This window comes from Phocaeicola fibrisolvens (genome assembly GCF_025567125.1).
Classification (GTDB): domain Bacteria; phylum Bacteroidota; class Bacteroidia; order Bacteroidales; family Bacteroidaceae; genus Phocaeicola; species Phocaeicola fibrisolvens.
The window spans coordinates 44,726-64,962 of the sequence record NZ_JAOQJI010000013.1; the positions used below are offsets into that span (position 1 = coordinate 44,726).

Here is a 20,237-nt window from a genome sequence, read left to right on the forward strand (position 1 = left end):
TACGAAATGAAACTGAAAAATTATTTGCTGGCAAGTACAGCTTTGGTAGCGTTGTCTTTTATGACCGCTTGTACGGAAGAAGATCCAATCTCTAATAGTGACGGTACCGAGAATACGGATGGAAATGATGAGAACAATGGGGGAAACAATGAAGAGAACACTGACAATGTCATTGTTTGGCCTGCCGATACAATCGTAAAACTTGAGGGACATTATACAGTGCCCGAAGGAAAGAGCCTGGTGATTAAGGAAGGTGTTCAGGTGATTGTCAGTACAGATGGTGTAGGAGCCAACCACGCTCCGATTGAGTTTACTGTCAATGGTAACTTGTATTGTGAGGGTACGGCCGAAAAGCCGGTTTTGTTCTCCATTCCGGAAAGCGAACGTACGGAGGAAAATATATTCGCAGGTATGTGGGGTGGAATTGTCGCCACTTCTACTTGTGGTGAAATGTTAATCGATCATACGATTATTGAATATACAGGAGCACAGGTAATAGAAGGTTCTCCGGCTGCCAGTGCAGGTATCTATACAGCAGGTGACGATGCTTATCCGCAGATTACAACCGATAACATCAATGGGCGTTATGTAATTACCAATTCCATCCTGCGCAATGGTTGGTCAGACGGTATTTACTTGATGGGTGGAAATGCCATTGTAGCCAATAATATTTTTGCTGCTAACGGATACGACGGGGCAGAAGCAGTCAATGTAAAAGCTGGTTGCGTAGTAGATGTGGCAGGAAATGTCATGTTCAGTCCGAATACCAATGGCTTGAAGTTATCTAGTTCTGGTCAGAGTGATGAACGTGCGATGGCTAAAATCCAGGCCTACAACAACACCATCATCAATGCCGGATGGCGTCGTGACGGTGAAAAAGGAGGATGTGTGTACGTAGAAAAGAATGCGTTGGCAAATGTCTTTAATAACCTGATGGTGAACTGTAAGTTCAGAGCCATGACTCCTAACTACAAAACTCCGAACTTGCCGGATGAAGGTTACAACGACCAGTCTGTTATTGATTATAACTATTATGCTTCTGGAACTCAGAAGAGTGACGTGGTGTTTGCAGAAGAGTCTGGTGTAGCGTATGCTTGGGAAGGATATGCATACGCACATAAAAACTATTATGAAGGCGTGGTGGATGCACACAGCGTGATTACCAAAACTGCTGAAGAATGTGCTGTTAATGACCCGAAATTCGTGAATTTCCCGATTAACGAGGTAGCCTTGACAGATTATGTATACAATAATGCATGGGATTTCCATGTGCAGGCTGGTTCTCCGGTATTGACAGGCGCCTATGACGGAAATGATGCAGCATTGGCCCCTTATTTTGGAACAGAAGGCCTGAGCGTAAATGGCAAGAGTTATACTTCTCCGAAAGTGGAAGCTCGTTTCGGGGCGTATGGTACAAAATGATAAATTCCTTTTCTAGGTTTTGTTAAGGCAGTCTGTATTGACTGTATTTTCCGAGTGGAATAAGTCCGGACAGTATGTCTCGGGCTTATTCTTTGAATTCTCAATTCGTTTAAATGCTTGATTTATGATTTCATTGAAAAAACTTTTCTGGACATGTTGTTTGTCCTTGTCTGTACTGGTGGCGTTTGCGCAGGATGCTTCTGCATGGAAGTCGTTGGAAAAGCCGGTGAGCTTTCTGTTGGCCAATGACTTGGGGCGTAACGGTTATTACGACCAGAAGCCTATCGCCGAACTGATGGGACAGATGGCAGAGAATGTCGATATTGAAGCCGTGGTGGCTGCGGGGGATGTACACCATTTTGAAGGTGTCCGCAGCGTGAACGATCCGTTGTGGATGACCAACTATGAACTGATATACAGTCATCCGGAGCTGATGATTCCCTGGTATCCGGTCATGGGAAACCATGAATATCGAGGCAATACCCAAGCTGTATTGGATTACGCCCAGGTGAGTGCCCGCTGGGAGATGCCCGCCCGTTATTATACCAAAGTGTTGGAGAATGACGATGTCACTGTGCGTCTGGTCATGATTGATACAGCTCCTTTGTTGGACAAATACCGGAAAGATGTGGAGAAATATCCGGATGCCTGCAAGCAGGACATGGACAAACAGCTGGCGTGGATGGACTCTGTGTTGACCGTCTCCAAGGAAGACTGGGTGCTGGTAGTGGGCCATCATCCGATTTTTGCAGATACCGACAAGAGCGATGCGGAACGTCTTGACATGGAAAAAAGAGTGGACACCATTTTGCGTAAACATAAAAATGTAAGTATGTACCTTTGTGGGCATATCCATAACTTCCAGCACATCCGCAAGCCAGGAAGTTCCATCGATTATGTGGTAAATTCTTCCGGCTCGTTAAGCCGCAAAGTGAAAGCGGTCGACGGAACTCAGTTCTGTAGCAGTGAATCCGGTTTCTCTTTGGTTTCGGCCGATAAGAAAGAACTGTGTCTGCACATGATAAATAAAGATGGAAAGGTGATTTATACGGTCCGTCAGACAAAATAATAAAGAGTGATTATCATTTGAATCGATGATAAAAAGAAGATTGTGAAATTCTTAAAAAAATAGAAAGACACATAGCGTATTTCATTATTTTGTAAACTCGACTTTACGTTATTGTTTGAACAGAGATAATCATCTCCTCATTTTTAGGTATTTTGGAAGGAAAAAATAGCGATTTGGCAAAAAAAGAGGCATTCGTTGGAACGGTGTCTCTTTTTTTGCTATTTTTGCACAGTTTTTGGGTTGTCTGTGCACGAGCGGAATATTCATTGCACGAATGACCTGATTATTGGACTGTATGAGAATGGTCCGGTATCATAGAAATCATAATTAAAACATAAAGCATGATACACAAAGTATTAATCGCTAACCGTGGTGAAATTGCTGTGCGCGTGATGCGCTCTTGCCGTGAAATGGGCATTCGTACCGTGGCAGTTTTTTCCGAAGCCGACAGAACGGCTCGCCACGTACTTTATGCGGATGAAGCTTGCCTGATTGGTCCTGCTGCATCGCGCGAAAGTTATCTGAACATAGATAAAATTATCATGGCGGCGAAACGTCATGGAGTGGATGCTATTCATCCGGGATATGGATTCCTGTCTGAAAATTCAGAGTTTGCACGTCGCTGCCGTCAGGAAGGTATTATCTTTATTGGTCCGGATCCGGAGACGATGGATGCAATGGGTGACAAGATTTCTGCCCGCAAGCACATGATTGCAGCCGGTGTACCGGTCGTTCCGGGTACAGAGCAGCCTTTGCAGAGTGTAGAAGAGGCCAAAGAAATCTGTAATCAAATCGGTTATCCGGTCATGTTGAAAGCTTCCATGGGTGGTGGAGGTAAGGGTATGCGCTTGATTCACAATGTGGACGAAGTGGAAGAAGCCTATAACACAGCCCGTTCGGAATCTATGTCTTCTTTTGGTGACGATACCGTTTATCTGGAAAAATTTGTAGAAGAACCTCATCATATCGAATTCCAGATTCTGGGTGATAATTTCGGAAATGCCGTACATCTTTTTGAACGTGAATGCTCTATCCAGCGCCGTAACCAGAAAATCGTGGAAGAAACTCCTTCTCCTTTTGTCACTCCTGAATTGCGTCAGAAAATGGGTGAAGCAGCTGTGGCTGCGGCAAAGGCTGTGCATTACAAAGGAGCCGGTACGATTGAGTTCCTGGTCGATAAGCACCGCAATTTCTACTTCCTGGAAATGAATACCCGTTTGCAGGTAGAACATCCGATTACGGAAGAAGTGGTAGGTGTGGACCTGGTAAAGGAGCAGCTTCGTGTGGCCAACAACGAGCCGCTCCACTTCAAGCAGGAAGACCTGCAGCAGCGCGGACATGCCATTGAATGCCGTATCTGTGCTGAGGATTCTGAAAACAACTTCATGCCTTCTCCGGGTGTCATCCGTCAGCTGATTGAGCCGAACGGCATCGGCGTACGTATCGACAGCTACGTGTACGAAAGCTACGAAATTCCTATCTATTATGACCCGATGATTGGTAAGCTGATTGTGTGGGCTACCACCCGTGAGTTTGCCATTGAACGTATGCGCCGTGTGCTGTATGAATACAAGATTACCGGTTTGAAGACCAATATCGGTTATTTGCGTCACATCATGAACGTGCCCGATTTCGTGGAAGGACATTACAATACTTTGTTCATTCCGAAACACCAGGATATGCTCCGTGAATGGGCCGGACAGAAAGAAGAAGAAACCGAAAACATAGCCATGATCGCCGCTTACATCGACTACCTGATGAACCTGGAAGAAAACAAGTCGGCATCCAGCGATAACCGTCCAATCAGCCGTTGGCGTGAATTCGGTCTGAAAAAAGGCGTATTGCGAATCTAAGCGTTTGTTTCAAATTAAGTAGAAGATTATGGAAATACATATAGGAGACAGAGTTGCGGACGTGACATTGGTCAGCAAGGAAGGCAACAAGGTGCAGCTGACCATCGACGGGGTGCCTTACGATGTAGACATCGTGATGGCCGAAAACGGAAGTTGTTCCATTCTGCACGAAGGAAAGTCGTACAACGCCGAACTGATTCGTAAGGAAGGTGGAAAGAGCTATACCGTGAACGCACATTATCAGTCATACAACATTGACATCATCGACTCGCAGGCTAAGTACCTGCGTATGCGCAAGGGTGCCGAAGAGAAGCAGCAGGATAAGATTGTTTCTCCGATGCCGGGCAAGGTAGTCAAGATTCCGGTAAAAGTGGGCGACCGTCTGCAGGCAGGCGACATCGTGGTAGTGATTGAAGCCATGAAGATGCAGAGCAACTACAAAGTGAACAGTGAATGCGTGGTGAAGGAAATCCTCGTGAACGAAGGAGACTCCGTCAACAGCAATCAGGTTATAATGACGTTGGATGTAATTAAAGAAGACGAACAATGACAACAGCAGAACAATATAAGAAATTTGAGGAACTGGACAAGCTGGCTTCTCAGGGCGGCGGTGTAGAACGCGTGGAAAAACAGCACGCCAACGGTCACATGACAGCCCGCGAACGTATCGACATGTTGCTCGACAAGGGTACGTTCAATGAAATCGACAAATTCGTAATCCACCATTGCACAGACTTTGGCATGGACAAGAAACATATTCCGGGCGACGGTATCGTATGCGGTTACGGTAAGATTGACGGCCGTCTGGTATATGTATATGCATACGACTTCACCGTGTATGGCGGTACGCTGAGTGCGACCGGTGCCCAGAAAATCGTGAAGGTACAGGAATTGGCGCTGAAGAACGGTGCTCCGGTCATTGCCTTGAACGACTCAGGTGGTGCCCGTATTCAGGAAGGTGTGGGCAGTATCTCCGGTTACGCTTCCATCTTCTATCAGAACACCATTGCTTCGGGTGTGATTCCGCAGATTTCGGCCATCTTGGGTCCGTGTGCGGGAGGTGCCTGCTATTCTCCGGCCCTGACCGACTTCATTTTCATGGTGAAGGAAAAGAGCCACATGTTCATCACCGGTCCGGACGTAGTGAAAGCCGTGACCCACGAAGAAGTGGACAAGGAAGAACTGGGTGGTGCTTATACCCACAGCAGCAAGAGCGGTGTGACACACTTCCTTTGCGATACGGAAGAAGAAACCCTGATGAGCATCCGCGAACTGTTGAGCTTCCTTCCTTCCAACAACATGGAAGATGCGCCGATGATTCCTTGCACCGACGATATCCGCCGTGCGGAAGAATCGCTGATGACAGTCATTCCGGACGACCCGAACATGCCGTACGATATCAAGAACATCATCGAACCGGTGGTCGACAACCATTATTTCTTTGAAGTGATGCCTCACTTTGCCAAGAACATCGTAGTCGGATTTGCCCGTCTGGGCGGACGTTCCGTAGGTATCGTGGCCAACCAGCCTGCTTACCTGGCCGGTGTGCTCGACATCGATGCCTCTGACAAGGCTTCCCGCTTCATCCGTTTCTGCGACTGCTTCAATATTCCTATCGTGACGTTCGAAGACGTGCCGGGCTTCCTGCCGGGATGCACACAGGAACACAACGGTATCATCCGTCACGGAGCGAAAATTGTGTATGCCTACGCAGAAGCTACCGTACCTAAGATTACCGTCATTACCCGTAAGGCTTACGGAGGTGCTTACATCGTGATGAACAGCAAGCCGATTGGTGCCGATGTGAACTTCTCTTATCCGACAGCCGAAATCGCCGTAATGGGTGCCGACGGTGCCGTAAACATCCTCTACCGCAAGGCTACTCCGGAAGAGAAAGCCAAGGCAGTGGAAGAATACAAGGAAAAATTCTCCAATCCTTACCGTGCGGCCGAACAGGGTTACATCGATGAAATCATTCTGCCGAAAGATACCCGTTACAAACTGATTCAGGCATTGGAAATGACTCAGAACAAGAGCCAGAGCAATCCGCCGAAGAAACACGGCAACATGCCGCTGTAATCAGCTGACGATTATTCAGTAAATCCACATAAGAAGCGAAGAATTCCGCCGGTCATGCGCGAGGAGTTCTTCGCTTTCTTGTATAGTTATCACATTAGATTCTGTCATTATGAAGGAAGCATTTATAAAACTGCATCTTTCCATTCTCATTGCCGGAGGGACGGGCGTGTTCGGGAGACTGATTTCCCTGAACGAAGGACTGCTCGTATGGTACCGGATGATGTTTGCCTCCGTGATGTTCTTTCTGCTGCTTTCGTGCTTGAAGAAGCTGCGGAAAGTCTCCTTTGGCGATGTGGCAAAGATTGCCTCCGTGGGGCTGCTGCTGGCCAGCCACTGGATTTTCTTCTATGGAAGCATCAAGGCCTCCAACGTGTCCATCGGTGTGGTCTGCCTGTCGCTGATGAGCATCTTTACCGCCATCTTTGAGCCCCTCATCAACCGTCACCGCATTTCCTTGCGGGAGATTCTGTTCAGCCTGGTGGCTGTGGGAGGCATCGTGCTGATTTTCCATTTCGACACCCGCTACCGGACCGGTATCTGCATGGGCGTCATCTCGTCGGCCCTGGCTTCGCTGTTTACCATTGTCAACAAGAAAGTGGCCGTGAACTATACCTCCAGCACCATGCTGATGTACGAGATGCTGGGCGGTTTTCTGGGCCTGTCGTGCATCCTGCCTTTCTACCTCCATTATTTCCCCGTGGCCTCCATTCTGCCCGGGACGCAGGATTTCATTTACCTGCTCTGTCTGGCTTCAATCTGTACCGTCGGACTCTATATCCTCCAGATTCAGGTGCTGAAAGTCATTTCCGCCTTTACGGTCAATCTGAGCTACAACCTCGAGCCGATATACAGCATCATCGGGGCCATGATTATTTTCCAGGAAGCCAAGGACCTGAACTTCAGTTTCTATCTGGGCCTGGGACTGATTGTGCTGTCGGTGGTGCTCCAGACCCTTAACGTGCTGTCGCAGCACCATAAGTTTGTACCCTCACTCTACGTCAAATGGAAACGCTGAAGAACCGTATCGAGCAACTGCTGGACACCCTCAACGAGCGGGTGTACGGCAAGGAAGAAGTCATGGCCCTGGCACTGCTTTCGGCTGTGGCTGGAGAGAGTATTTTCCTGCTGGGCCCTCCGGGAGTGGCCAAGAGTATGGTAGCCCGTCGGCTGAAACTCATGTTTCGCGGAGGTACTGCGTTCGAATACCTCATGTCGCGTTTCAGTACCCCCGACGAGATTTTCGGCCCCGTGTCCATCGCCAAGCTGAAAAATGAGGACACTTACGAACGCATGACCGAAGGCTATCTGCCTACCGCCACCGTGGTCTTTCTGGATGAAATCTGGAAAGCCGGTCCCGCCATACAGAATGCCCTGCTGACCGTCATCAATGAGAAAATCTACCGCAACGGACAGTTCTCCGTGCAGGTACCCATGAAGGGGCTGATTGCCGCCTCGAACGAACTTCCCGCTTCAGGGCAAGGACTGGAGGCCCTGTACGACCGTTTCCTGGTGCGCAAGTTGGTGGGTGGCATTGAAGACCTGTCCGAATTCGACCAGATGATTCTGACCGCCGATGAAAGCGAACCGGAGATGGAAGAGCAGCTGGCCGTGAGCGACGAAGAATACCGCCAGTGGCAGGAACAGATGAAGGCCGTTGGTCTGCACTATTCCGTGCTGGAAGTGATTCATTCCCTCAAGGATAAGCTGGAAGACTACAACCGTCAGCTGGAAAATGCCGATGTACCCGCTTCACCCGCCCTGTATGTGTCCGACCGCCGTTGGAAGAAAATCGTACGCCTGCTGCGGGCCTCCGCCTTCCTGCAAGGGAACACCGAGGTGCGCCTGTCCGACTGCCTGCTGATGGTACACTGCCTGTGGAACGAGACCGGACAGATAGACTGGGTGCGCGATGCCGTGCTGACCGCGGTAGGAGAGAGCGTGCGCGGCTATGTGCTGAACCTTTCCGGCATTGAAGCCGATTTGCAAGCCCTGAAGAAAGAACTCGACTCCGCAGGAGCCCTGCGCGAGCGGGCCGATGCCGGACTGCAACTGGTCGATGCGTATTATTACCAGGTGGAGCGCGTGCGGCTGGCCGGACGGTTGCTCCTCTTTGCTTCCGACTACCAGCAGCTGGACGATACCGGCAAGCAGTTCTACCTGCATAAGGATAAGTACAAGACCGACTGTTACGTGCTGAAGAAATACGACCCCTCGATGCGCGGCAAGGTATCCCCTTCGAAAGTCTACACCCTTCGTCGGGGCCGCCGTTCGGTGTTCATCAACGACTATGAATACCCCTTGCTGTGCACGCCCGACTGTACCGCCCTGCCCGCCATGGAAGTACAGTCGCACGAAGACCTTCCCGCCCGCTTCAGTCGGCTGGAACAGCAGCTCAGTCACGTGGAAGCCCATTGCGGCGACTGGGTGAAAGAAGAAGCCGACTATTGCGCAAGCCATCTGTTTGTCGGACGAAAAGAAAAAGAAGCCATGAGCCGGATACTGGGCGAGCCGACGAAAGCCCTGTTCCGCTATCGGAACGAATTGGAGGAAATGAAACATGCATACCGGAAAGAGAACGAGGAATATCCGTCTGAAAGACCTGAAAACAGCCTATTTGGAGCAACTTCGTGAGCGGAGCCGGGCGCGGATGGAAGAATACCTTCAGGGGCGGACGGTGCTGGAGAGCGAGCTGGAAGAATGTGTGTGGGACTATTACCGCAAGACGGTGCCCTCGCTTCAGGAATTCTATTCCCGCTATACCCCCGAATGGGAAGTCTTCTATGCAAACGCAACCCTTTCGTCGGCCGATTTCCTGACCTTCCTGCAACGGATGGAAACGGCCTTCCGCAAGCGCTATACCCTGGCCGAGCTGGATGTGTCCTATTACATCGGTCGCCTGTCCCGGCTTCCCGAAGGAAGCGAAGAACGTGCAGCCCTACAGGAACTCTTTCTGGACAAGTGGCACCATCTGCTCTCGGTGAAGGAATACGACTACCAGTACCAGCACCTCTTCCACCTGTGCGACGGGTTCGCCCTGCTGGACAAGTCGTTCGGCCTGAAAACGGAGGGCAACCTCCGGGGCTCGCGCGTGAAATGGCTGTTGCGGAACCATCCGGAACTCTATCAGAAAGTGGTGCCCTATGAGAAAGCCATGGAGCAGAACCGCCAGATACGCGAGCTGGTGCGCTGCCTGGGAAAGAACGTGGGCGGACGGAAAGAAAGTTTCGACTCCCTGTCGGGACTTCGGGCCGACAGGCTGATTCATCATGCCGCCCAAAGCGACGTGGAAGGAGTGACCTTGGGCGACGACCTCAACAGCCTGCTGCCCGTGGAGTATTGCTACCTCACGGACGAGGTGCTCTATCCCTTCTTCATGCAGCGCTATGTGGAAAAACGCCTGCAACAGTTCGACTCCTATTCCCGCGAGGACCGTTCCGACCGTTCGCCGGAGAAAAAGAAAGTCAGTGCCCAGGGCCCCTACATCATTTGTGTGGACACCTCCGGTTCCATGCGCGAAGGCCGCGAACGCTTAGCCAAGTCGGCCGTGCTGGCCATTGCCCGTCTCACGGAAGCCACCTCACGGAAATGTTACGTCATCAACTTCTCGGAAGACATCCAAACCCTTCTGGTGCGCGATTTGAAGACCGATTTCCCTGTGCTGGTGAACTTCCTGCAACGTCGTTTCGACGGCGGTACCGATGTGCGTCCGGCCTTTGCCGAAGCGCTGATGATGCTGCGTACCCACGGCTGGCATCGGGCCGACGTGGTACTGATTTCCGATTTCGAGATGCCTCCTCCCGATGACGCGCTGCTGGCCGACATCCATCGTGCCCGTTTGCGGGGGACTTCCTTCTATGCGCTGGTGTTCGGTACTCATCCGGAAACAGATTACCTTCACGAGTGTGAAAAGTATTGGGATATGTATTGAACAGGAAAATCACTTTTTTCTTGTTTTTCGCTTCTTGCTGAAAATAAGATTTAAAATGCGAAATTCTGCTTTCTTTCTGAATGGAGGAATTTCGCATTTTTTTGTGTATAATCTTGGGTTACCCCTTTCAGAAGGCTTGTAGAGGGGGTGTTTCCTGTATAAAAACGGGTATTCGGATGAATCTGGAGAAGAAAATGCGTGAAAATCGGCCTGAAAAGCCGAATTTGAAGCCAAAATGCCGAAGTGTTTGGGCGAAAGCCCCGAAGCATTTCTGGAAAAACTCTTTGACGTTTGAAGGAAAACGTAAGGGCGTTTGAGGGCAAATGTACTTGCGTTTTGGGAAAGTGGTTTTGGGGGCTTCTGGAAGGGGGTAGTGGGTGAAGACTTTTGAAGACTTTTTTTGCGAAATGAGGTGATTGGAGTGTGAAAATGGGAGTTTCTTTTTGTACGTGTTTGCTTGTGTTTTGTGGATGATGTGCGTGGTTCCTTTCTTATTTTTGTAATTTGGTTGTTGTTTATTTGAATATTGTTTCTTTTTGAATTTGCGTAGATACTTTTCCTTGGGAAAAAGGGAAGCATGGGGCCTGGAGCGACTGAATTAGAAAATTTGAATGAGGAAGGAGGGGAATTGACATTTTGTTATGTTGGAATAACTCGTGACACTGTTTGTTTTACACTACCTATTTATGTGAAAAAGCAATTATTCGTAGGGGAATGAAAAACTTCAAAAATTATGTAGTCTTTTGTTTGAAGTATTCTTCTGCATCCATTTTCAGATCCATACTGATAAGTTCCCATGCGTATCCTCTAAAGCAATCTATCCCTTCTGGACATTCTTTGATGTTGGATATTTTTTTGAATCCGGCTTCAACCTCTTTTTCTGTAAAGCTCCATTCATCACGTGTGGTAGCCCACTCAATCATGTCTTTCAGACTGAATGTGTTGGAAAGTTCATAGATGTCCCAAAAGTCCTTTTGCCTGGGTTCGTCTTGAGTCATCGCTTTTATTTTCATTGCGGCGATTTCTCTTGTGTCTGCAAGTCTGATTCCATCTATGCATTTGATGGGAAAAATAAAGTTTTCCGTATAGAAGAAGTCTACTTTTATGCAAGCAGTTGGGGATTCTCCAATTCGGACGGAGTATCCCAAGGCTGGTTGGTCTAAGGTGTCTATATTTTCTGTATAAGGAAAATTTTCTTTCAAAAAACTTTCATTGCTGCTGTATTCATGCTTCCATAATCCATGTCTGTAAATAAATCTATGTCTATGGAGCGTCTGTGTCCAAGCTGGAGACTAAGACATGTTCCTCCCACTAAATTAAAGTCTTTGAAAATATCTGATTCTGATATTTTTTTCAGACAGTTAACTAAAAGTGGGGATACAGTTTCATTGCACAAATTCTTTAAAGTTCTTTTCCCTTGTTTCCTTTTTCCATTCGCTGTTTATGGTGGGTAATATAGCTTTTAATGTATCCTTTCCATAGAATCTGATGGCTTCCTCAATTTCCTGCTGGTTGCCATATTCAAATATGCGTTGAATGACCCATTCTTTGTTTTTTATCCAGTTGATTTTTTCTATTCTTGTATCCCAGAATAAAGCTGTGCTGAATTTTGATAAGTCTGGATGCTGGGACGGTTCTTTTTCTGTAATATAGGCATAGACTTGATAATTGGCTTGTATGATGTAAAAATAGCCTTCAATGCCTATTCCTAATGCTTTTTCTATGTTTAGAGACTGCTCGATAGTGAAATCTCGCTTTCCTTTAATTAATTCATTGATTCTTTGTGGATATACACCAGTCTCGGTGGATAGTTCCTTTTGAGTGATTTTTGCTTTTCTCAAAATATGTTCCAGCACTTTTCCTGCCGGTGTCATTTTGGCTGTGATATATTCTTCATACATACTGGTTTCCTTTATGTTCTGATACAAAAATACATCAATTAAGAATGATAACCCAATTTGGTGATTGAATTTGTGGATGCTTTCCTTATTTATCAGTTATAGCATAGTAATGTTCAAAGGTGATAGTATTCGCAATATTCCGTTTTTGAAGGTTTTAGTGTGCAATGAGTTGACGGGAATGAGGATGAAAAGAAAGTGATTCGCAGTGTAAAAACCAGATTGAATGTGGCGGAATTTCAGTTTGATGAAAATCATAAATTAGAGAAAGTACCTGCCTTACAGGCAAATGGGGTGACTCTATATCCATCGTACTGTTTTGTTATGATAACTTAGCTAAAAAAGAATATAATCTGTATATTTTCCCTTTTTTATCATTGTTCAATGCTATTTATCAATATATTTGTGGGCATCTTCCTGTGTAACAAACAATGATGCGAGTTGCAAGTTTAATATATACAGGTTGAATACAGCTATGTCTTTTGACAAATGTCTGTTGTAAAATGAGACTTTAATATCTAATCCATTTAGTTGCATGATATAACCATGCAAAATAATATGAATATGAAACTGAATCACTATATGGGTGTAATAGCATGTATTTCCTTGTTATTACTTGGTTCTTGTAATTCTGAATATTCGGCGAGTAGAAATTTTGATGATATAATTTTTCAGATAGAAAATGATCCACAATCCTATTTGTTAAGGTTAGATACGATAAACATGAATTGCGTAAAGAATAAAAGAGATGCGGTTCATTTTATATTAGCTGCAATCACACTCAGTTATACGGATAATAATTATTATCCACCAAAGAGTGTGTTGGAAAGGTGCATTCAGATTTTTAAGAAAGAAAAAATGATTCAGCCATACCTTGAAACTTTATATCTTCTTGCGGAAACCTATAAAAAAGAAAATGATATAACAAAAGAAGTCCATACCATAGAAACCGCAATAAATATTGCTAGACAAGAATATGACCAAGAATGGCTTTTTTATCTTTACAGCTATCTCGGTGAAATGTATATCAGGCAATTTAACACCTTGAATTTTATTAAATACCAGACTCTTGCCAATCAATGCATAAAGGATGTAAATTTTCAAGATATGAGTATATCAACTCAAATACAAGTTGCCAAAAGCTTTCTATATTTAGATCAATATAAAGTCTCATACGAAAAATTGAATGAAATAGAAAAATATCTTGGTAAAAAGAATATATTTTTAAGTGAAATAAAACGTCTGCAGGGAATTGCCTTATACAAAATGCAACATTGGGATGCTTGCATAGAAAAGCTGAAAGAAGCTGTAGTTGAGGAAACATCCATTGAACATAAATTCACATGTTTCGCAATTTTGACATATTGTTATTATCGTAAAAAGGACTTGTTAAATGCAGAAAAATATAAGTTTCTGGCGATAGAGAATAGTATAAATGGAGGAAATGTCTTTGCAGAAATAGAATTCTATACGTTGTGTGCAGAGTTTGCTCGGTTAAATCATGATGCAGGCGAACAAATAAAATGCCTTAACAAGTTAAAGGAGAAATATGAAATGGCATTTGATTGCCTGAATGGAGAATCATTGGATAAGGCGATACAGGCCTATACAAATATTTGTGAGAAAAAAACTATTCATAGACAGATAGCCATTTATAAATACATTCTGGTAGGACTTCTTGTAGTATTATGCGTATCTTTGGTGATATATATACAGCTCCGGAAAAAGCAAGTTTATAAGATTCTCGCTTTGCAACAGCAGATTAATTCTTTGGATAACCTTAGAAATGTAAAAAATGAAGTCAAAGAGTTTATTTTGCGTGATTTTGAGATAGCAAAGAAGATCGCAATTTTGCGCTCAACACAGCAAGTGCAGAGTGCAAGATTTCTTAAAGATTTGGAAAAGTATCATATAATAGATGAGAATTATTTGCTAGGTACACAGTGGGAACAGTTTTATAATCATATAGATCTATCTTTTGATGGGTTCTATTCAAAACTTATTCAGAAATATCCTATGCTGAATGACAAAGAAGTCCAGTTGTGTTGCATGCTTGTTTCTGGATTCAAGACAGAAGAGATTGCTGCCATTTGGATGAATAGTGTCTTTTCAGTACATAAGTACAAAACTAATATTAGAAAAAAAATTGGTATTCCTGAAGGTGGGGATATTGTCTTGTTTTTAGTTGAAAAACTAGACTTATAGTTGCTTTGTCTTATATTACAAGCATTTATACTGTATAGTATTTGATAATCAGATATATACAAATCTATATTACAAGCTTATTTCTATGGATTGCCAATGGTTTAATGGATAGTTTACCTTAATTTTGCATCAAACAAATATCTGTAGTCTGATGGTATTATTGCCCTGGATTTTATGAAATAGAAACAAGGAGACTATAAAATATCTGGCAGTACTACAACAGTGCAAAATTTTAATGATTTCTTAAGCAAATATGGCAATAATGGCATAGTATTGAATATTTGTTAACTTATAAAAATTATATATTATGAAAAGACTTGCATTATTATCACTGCTTTCATTCTGTTTTATAGCAGTATTCAGTTTTCCTGTAGATACAGCAAAGGTGAACCGTACATTCGCTTTAATGGTAAAGTCGGGATATACGGCAGAGACGCAACGTGAATTCTTCGATGCTTTTCCTGTAACCTGGCATGAACTCTGGCTTACATACGGAAACATACCTTCGTTTGATAATCTTAAATCAAGTTTCAGGAAACACATGTACGAAGGTTTGTATAAATTAGACAAGATACCCGACAGCTTGTTTTACGACAGGCTGATAACTCTTTGCATTGGCGGTAGTGAAGTAGTAGATGATATAGGAGGTAATCTTCATCATCTTATAAAAAAGAAACTTGAAGAAAACCCTGAGTTGATGATGGAACGTCTCAGCAAGAAATACTATACGGCATATTTCCCTTTCTGGTATTCCCTTTTCAACAGTCTGCTATGTACTGATGAGAATGTGGAAATATACAGGAAATTAGAAAATTATAAATTAATGTTCAAGGAAAAATATCCGGTTATAATGAACTATATGGAGCAGGCATTTATACTTTCCAATGGTAAGGCCATATTTGAAGACAATCGTTTTCCTTTATACTATAAATCACATAAACCTGAAGAAGTGAAGATGCAGATTCAACGGGAGGACGGAGTATATTTTGTGGCGGAACAGTTTCCGGAATATCCCGGTGGAGTAAACGGAATGTTGGATTTTATAAAAGAGAATTTCAAGTTGCCTGAATCATACTCTTGTAAAAAAGTCTTTATAACCGTAAAGGTGGTAATAGACACAGACGGCAATATCAAATCATCCACAATAGATAAAAGTTATGATGAAACAGCGGACAAAGAGGCCCTTAGGGTGGTATCACTAATGCCCCGCTGGAAAGCTGCGATAGACAAGGGAAAGAACGTTCCCTGCTTGTTTACAATCCCTTTCAGATATAAGTGACAATAAGAATTCAATAAGATGGAAATAAATGAAGCCTTGATAAAGAAAGCGGCAGAGCATGTAATGCTTAACTCATGCTCTGTCAGTTCAAGCGGTTTGTTTAATGGTAAAGCAGGTATGTCCTTGGCATTGTTTGAGGTAGCCCGATTTCTGGAAGATGAGTATATCGAAGATCAGGCATTACAGACATTACAGGAATCACTGCTCACAAAGACAAATGATCCGGGTTTTGAAAATGGTCTTTCCGGTATAGGTTATGTCCTGCTTTATCTCACCAAAAACAAACTGGTGGAGGCCGATTTTGATGAATTGTTTGGAGATAAATTGCAGTTTATCTATGAACATGCCGATAAATTATGTGATGATTTCATCACCAATGGAGTATTGCCGATGTGTGATATGAGAATGATTTATTTTCTTGATATTTATCATAAATGCGTAGATAGTAACAGATCGTCAGAACTGAAAGAAAAACTTCTGACAATAGGCTTATTCAAAGATGTAGTGATTTAATCTCACGTTATGAAAGTGGAATTAGGACATATGAAGGTTATGTGATTACTAAGCAGGCTTACGATGCTGCTAAATATATGAGACTTTATTTTACTATAGAACAGTTTATAACAGGTTTTATGCAAAAATAGATTGTCATATAATATTGTAAATTAATATTAAATTAAAATTGTGAACTAATATGAAAGCTTTAAAAACTACATTGTGTGTACTATTTTTGTTTACAACGACATTAATGGCACAAACCCCTTTTACCGTAAAATCCAATGTAATCATTGATTTTAACATTTCTCATGATGGGAAAATGATGGTTTATAAACAATTGTCGTCCGATGCTACCTCTACTGTTTTCATTAAAGATTTAGAAACAGGAAGAGTCACTCCTATTTATAAGAACAGTCTTAAAGACTATAGTGAGTTTGACGCTTCCTCTGGAGTGGATTTTCTGTCAGACAATGTTATTGTTTTCGGTAAAGAAAAAAACATGGTTTCATTCAATCTTACAGATAGGAAATATAAGAATCTCTTCAGATTGCCTGACGATGTCATTTTTTCTGTTAAAGCATCTGCTGATGGTAAAAGAGTATATTTCAGTTCGGATGAAACAATGTACTCTTCTCCAACTGAGCGTAGCTCTATTACAAAAACCAATGAAAAGAGAGGTATAATAATATCAATTGATATCGACCCTAAAGGGAATGCTTATTATACAATATGTAAAAAGGCCAGTAATGATAAATGTCATATCTTATGTTATGATGGTCTGAATAAGGAAGAAGACATCACATATAAATTTGATAATATTGTGACCGACCCATATTTGATAGAAAGTACTCCTGATAAAGATTGTTTTATTGTTGCTGGAAAGAATGGAGTATTTAAGGTTGATTTAACCAATACCAAGTCAGTAAAATTAATCACCAATGAGGGAGAGAATCGTTTAAACAAAATGCGTTTATCACCGGATGGTAAGACTCTTTATTATCAAACAATAAAAGATAAGAATAAAATTATTACCTTAAGTCTATGATTCCCTAATAAGGAGTTATGCATTTTACTCTTTTATAATAGCTTGTAATAAAAAAGAAACTTAACAAAAGAACAGCAAACTGTAAAGTGAGCGAAATAAGAAATAGATGTAAATTATAAACCTTAAATGACTATGTAGTTTATGAAAAAACAACTTTTAATTACTGCTCTTTTCTTCTCATTTATTTCGGTTTCGGCCCAACAGAAGAAATATTCCCAGGAAGCAATTGACCTGAATGATAGAGCCACGGAAATCATGTTACGGAATCTTTCAAATAAAGATTCAATAGCGGAGGTGTTGAACTTGTTAGATAAAGCCATCGCTTTGGATCAATCTTATATTACAGCTTATGGAAATAAAGTAAATTTATTATTGTCTGAAGAAGAATATGATCAAGCTATAAAGACCCTTGACGAGGCGATAAAATACAATCCGGAACAACATGGATTCTATCTTTTGAAAGCTAAAGCACTGGAAGAACAAGGACAGTCGGAAGAAGCTCTGGCTTTTTATAAAAAAGCATTGGAAACGTGTGAAATTCAGATGAAAAAGAATCCTGCCGTTGGTTCTTTTCTCGACAGTTATTTCCTGAAATATTGTATTTATGGAATAGACACACCGGCCAGTGAGGTTATATCCGCTATACCGACTTCATTCACAGATGAACAAAGGAAGTCAATCACAGTATTCCTTGATGCGGTTGGTTCCTTCAAAAAATATAAGGATGTATTTATAAAGAACGGTAGTCGGCCATTGAACCAGAAAAAACCTTCTATGCCGCAAAAGCGGGAGGATGGAGTTTACTACGTGGTTGACGAACTGGCAGAATATCCGGGAGGACACGATGCAATGATTGAGTTCGTCAGTAGAAATTTCAGAAAACCAGCCAATAGCAAACCGGGTACTGTTTTGGTGAACTTCGTCGTGGAAGCCGATGGTACTATACGTGATGCCGAAATAATGAAAAGTTTGGGCAAGGATATCGATGACGAGGCATTGCGAGTGGTAAACATGATGCCAAAATGGAAGCCGGCAAAAGTTGGTGGAAGGGTCGTAGCCATGGTATATAACATTCCTTTTATTGTAAAATAATTTGTAGTAAATAACCGGTATTATAGGTGACAATTTGGAACCGGCGGTCTGATGGGATTGATACTAACACTGGGATTCTGCATATTTATAGTTTAAGATATGAATATTACAAATATTAAATTATGGTTTGAAATGGCGAAAAAAGACGCTGTTTCTTATAGAAGATCAACCTTTGTTTCAAAGTTAGGGAGAAAAATAGAAAAAGATTCTTATTATGGAAAAAATAATAGTGTCATAGCAGAAGTTATAAAAAGATAAATTGATAAAAAGAAATATGAAAAATATATTGATTTCATTTTGCTTTATAATGTTTTCTATTGGAATACATGGGCAAAACTTTAGTTCGGACGACCTATCGCTACTGAAGAAAACTCCTGAAGTATCTTCATTGTACAATTCTGCATTACATTACGTGCTTCTTTATGAGAACGATGTGGATTCCTTGACAAAAGCTCTCACTTATATTGACAGAGCAATAGTCATTAATCCGAATATATCATACTCTTATTTATGGAAAGGTGAGATATTGTTTCGTATAGGGAAAAAAGAAGAATCATTGAACTTGTTTTCTTCATTATGCGAAAAAGAATCCTGCACTTACCACACGTTATTTTTGACAGGTATGCTGTATGAAAAGACAGGTTTCCCTCAAAAAGCCCTTGAATATTATGACCGCGCATTGGATAAGAACGCAAAATTATTGAAATCAGCTGCATGCAACTTGAAAGATTTCATGTCTAATCTTGTCATACGTTATTTCATAGATGGTAAGATGATGGATATGGATGAAGTAAAATCTTTATTACCAGACCACTTGAAAAGTACAAATGATAAAATAATACAAACAGAAGTGGATAATTTATATAAAAATTTCGATAAGGATAATTATATAAATAACCTGTGGAATCATAATATTATGGAATATTAATGAGGAGGTAAAAAGCTAACCTAAAAAATAAGGACAAAAATTTAGAGGTAAATTTTGTTTTTTTTTGTCTAAATATCAGTTTTTTAGCGTAAAAGCAAATTATAAGATGAAAGAGTCATTGTATATTCGGAAAGATTTCAAAGGCCAATTATATATGTAGGGATTGTGATAAAAGATTCCGTCATAAATGATAAAAGAGGTTGCTTCAACTGGGAATGCAACCTCTTTTCATTTCTTATTCCGCATTCTTTTTCAACCATTCCTGTCGGCGGAGGTCAGGCAGGTGCTTTACCTTGAAATTCTCAAAGGTGGCATTGAAGCCGTTTCCGTCCGGGCTGGCCGCCATGAGACCTACCATGACAGGGACGTGGTCCTGCAACCAGGCGTTGCGCATCATGACATATTCCTTGTCGTCGAAGGAATAGAAGATTTCCACGGCATCCAACCGTCTGACAGCCTTGATCCATACGTAAGGTACCGGCTTGTCCAGTGTGATGACGCTCCAGTCGGAAGTCTTGTGGGTGACGACCGTGCTCAGGTTGAACTTGCCGTCCACAAACTCGATGCCTGTCTTGATGTAGTTTTCATGGTCAATGCGCAGCATCAGTCCGGCCTGGTCGAAACGGGTCTTGTAGTCGCCGGTCACTTTCACTTTGACTTCAAACTCTCCTCCGTAGGTAGTGTAATAGAAAGGAGCGTCGTCCACGGTAAAGCCATAGTGTGAAATCCGCCAGTAGTCACTCTGCGGGGTGACAAACATCGTGAGTGCCTGATTCTCAATTTTCCACTGTTCGGGTTCGTTGAACCATTGCATTTTTTCCAGCGACTGGGCCATTCCGGCTTGAAGCGATGCGCCGAGGGCCATGCCTAAGATAAGTTGTTTTTTCATATTGGGTGAATTAATTTAGGTTCCTAAATTGATGAAAAGTTTTCCGTGTCAT

The 20,237-nt window shown here is 42.8% G+C and carries 19 protein-coding genes; 15 read left to right on the plus strand and 4 right to left on the minus strand.

Annotated elements, in window-relative coordinates; genetic code table 11:
* The first annotated feature begins 6 nt into the window (after positions 1–6).
* From OCV81_RS07595 to OCV81_RS07630, 8 genes are all read left to right on the plus strand, one after another.
* Positions 7–1,422, plus strand: a complete 1,416-nt coding sequence (locus tag OCV81_RS07595; RefSeq protein WP_148329513.1) for a hypothetical protein — start codon at positions 7–9, stop codon at positions 1,420–1,422.
* A 124-nt stretch (positions 1,423–1,546) separates the two neighbouring features.
* A complete protein-coding gene (locus tag OCV81_RS07600; RefSeq protein WP_148329514.1) occupies positions 1,547–2,491 on the plus strand; it encodes a metallophosphoesterase in 945 nt (314 codons plus the stop codon).
* A 341-nt stretch (positions 2,492–2,832) separates the two neighbouring features.
* On the plus strand, positions 2,833–4,344 hold the full coding sequence (gene accC / locus OCV81_RS07605; protein WP_022354533.1) for an acetyl-CoA carboxylase biotin carboxylase subunit: 1,512 nt from the start codon (positions 2,833–2,835) through the stop codon (positions 4,342–4,344).
* A 28-nt stretch (positions 4,345–4,372) separates the two neighbouring features.
* On the plus strand, positions 4,373–4,894 hold the full coding sequence (locus tag OCV81_RS07610; protein ID WP_022354532.1) for a biotin/lipoyl-containing protein: 522 nt from the start codon (positions 4,373–4,375) through the stop codon (positions 4,892–4,894).
* Positions 4,891–6,423 (plus strand): acyl-CoA carboxylase subunit beta, encoded by a 1,533-nt coding sequence (locus tag OCV81_RS07615; protein WP_022354531.1) that lies wholly within the window; start codon positions 4,891–4,893, stop codon positions 6,421–6,423. The genes OCV81_RS07610 and OCV81_RS07615 overlap by 4 nt, the downstream gene beginning before the upstream one ends.
* Before the next feature lie 109 nt (positions 6,424–6,532).
* Positions 6,533–7,438, plus strand: a complete 906-nt coding sequence (locus OCV81_RS07620; protein ID WP_148329515.1) for a DMT family transporter — start codon at positions 6,533–6,535, stop codon at positions 7,436–7,438.
* The gene (locus tag OCV81_RS07625; RefSeq protein WP_148329516.1) at positions 7,426–9,054 is read left to right on the plus strand and encodes an AAA family ATPase; all 1,629 of its coding nucleotides are present in this window, start codon (positions 7,426–7,428) and stop codon (positions 9,052–9,054) included. Before OCV81_RS07620 ends, OCV81_RS07625 begins: the two co-directional genes overlap by 13 nt.
* Positions 8,981–10,351, plus strand: coding sequence for a vWA domain-containing protein (locus tag OCV81_RS07630; RefSeq protein ID WP_262640274.1), 1,371 nt, complete (start codon positions 8,981–8,983; stop codon positions 10,349–10,351). Before OCV81_RS07625 ends, OCV81_RS07630 begins: the two co-directional genes overlap by 74 nt.
* Before the next feature lie 731 nt (positions 10,352–11,082).
* On the opposite strand, the gene OCV81_RS07635 is transcribed toward OCV81_RS07630, so the two are convergent.
* The 3 genes from OCV81_RS07635 to OCV81_RS07640 are packed head-to-tail and all read right to left on the minus strand — an operon-like array spanning position 11,083 to position 12,252.
* Positions 11,083–11,553, minus strand: coding sequence for a hypothetical protein (locus tag OCV81_RS07635; protein ID WP_148329517.1), 471 nt, complete (start codon positions 11,551–11,553; stop codon positions 11,083–11,085).
* On the minus strand, positions 11,550–11,747 hold the full coding sequence (locus OCV81_RS17845) for a nucleotidyl transferase AbiEii/AbiGii toxin family protein (RefSeq protein WP_148329518.1): 198 nt from the start codon (positions 11,745–11,747) through the stop codon (positions 11,550–11,552). Before OCV81_RS17845 ends, OCV81_RS07635 begins: the two co-directional genes overlap by 4 nt.
* Positions 11,737–12,252 carry a helix-turn-helix transcriptional regulator gene (locus OCV81_RS07640; RefSeq protein WP_262640275.1) on the minus strand — a complete coding sequence of 172 codons (516 nt, stop codon included), beginning with the start codon at positions 12,250–12,252 and terminating at the stop codon, positions 11,737–11,739. The genes OCV81_RS17845 and OCV81_RS07640 overlap by 11 nt, the downstream gene beginning before the upstream one ends.
* Positions 12,253–12,813: 561 nt before the next feature.
* Here OCV81_RS07640 and OCV81_RS07645 point away from each other — a divergent pair.
* The 7 genes from OCV81_RS07645 to OCV81_RS07675 all read left to right on the plus strand — a co-directional run bounded on the left by OCV81_RS07645 (position 12,814) and on the right by OCV81_RS07675 (position 19,296).
* A complete protein-coding gene (locus OCV81_RS07645) occupies positions 12,814–14,454 on the plus strand; it encodes a helix-turn-helix transcriptional regulator (protein WP_262640276.1) in 1,641 nt (546 codons plus the stop codon).
* 307 nt (positions 14,455–14,761) lie between these two features.
* The gene (locus OCV81_RS07650; protein ID WP_148329519.1) at positions 14,762–15,733 is read left to right on the plus strand and encodes an energy transducer TonB; all 972 of its coding nucleotides are present in this window, start codon (positions 14,762–14,764) and stop codon (positions 15,731–15,733) included.
* Positions 15,734–15,751: 18 nt separating this feature from the next.
* Positions 15,752–16,246 (plus strand): lanthionine synthetase LanC family protein, encoded by a 495-nt coding sequence (locus OCV81_RS07655; RefSeq protein ID WP_148329520.1) that lies wholly within the window; start codon positions 15,752–15,754, stop codon positions 16,244–16,246.
* 181 nt (positions 16,247–16,427) lie between these two features.
* The gene (locus OCV81_RS07660; RefSeq protein WP_148329521.1) at positions 16,428–17,276 is read left to right on the plus strand and encodes a WD40 repeat domain-containing protein; all 849 of its coding nucleotides are present in this window, start codon (positions 16,428–16,430) and stop codon (positions 17,274–17,276) included.
* A 141-nt stretch (positions 17,277–17,417) separates the two neighbouring features.
* Positions 17,418–18,368, plus strand: coding sequence for a TonB family protein (locus OCV81_RS07665; RefSeq protein ID WP_148329522.1), 951 nt, complete (start codon positions 17,418–17,420; stop codon positions 18,366–18,368).
* 99 nt (positions 18,369–18,467) lie between these two features.
* The gene (locus OCV81_RS07670; protein ID WP_178255445.1) at positions 18,468–18,626 is read left to right on the plus strand and encodes a hypothetical protein; all 159 of its coding nucleotides are present in this window, start codon (positions 18,468–18,470) and stop codon (positions 18,624–18,626) included.
* A gap of 16 nt (positions 18,627–18,642) precedes the next feature.
* Positions 18,643–19,296, plus strand: a complete 654-nt coding sequence (locus OCV81_RS07675) for a tetratricopeptide repeat protein (RefSeq protein WP_139255716.1) — start codon at positions 18,643–18,645, stop codon at positions 19,294–19,296.
* Between the two features lie 235 nt (positions 19,297–19,531).
* Here OCV81_RS07675 and OCV81_RS07680 read toward each other — a convergent pair whose 3' ends face one another.
* On the minus strand, positions 19,532–20,185 hold the full coding sequence (locus tag OCV81_RS07680) for a DUF1349 domain-containing protein (RefSeq protein ID WP_148329523.1): 654 nt from the start codon (positions 20,183–20,185) through the stop codon (positions 19,532–19,534).
* Positions 20,186–20,237: the final 52 nt, after the last annotated feature.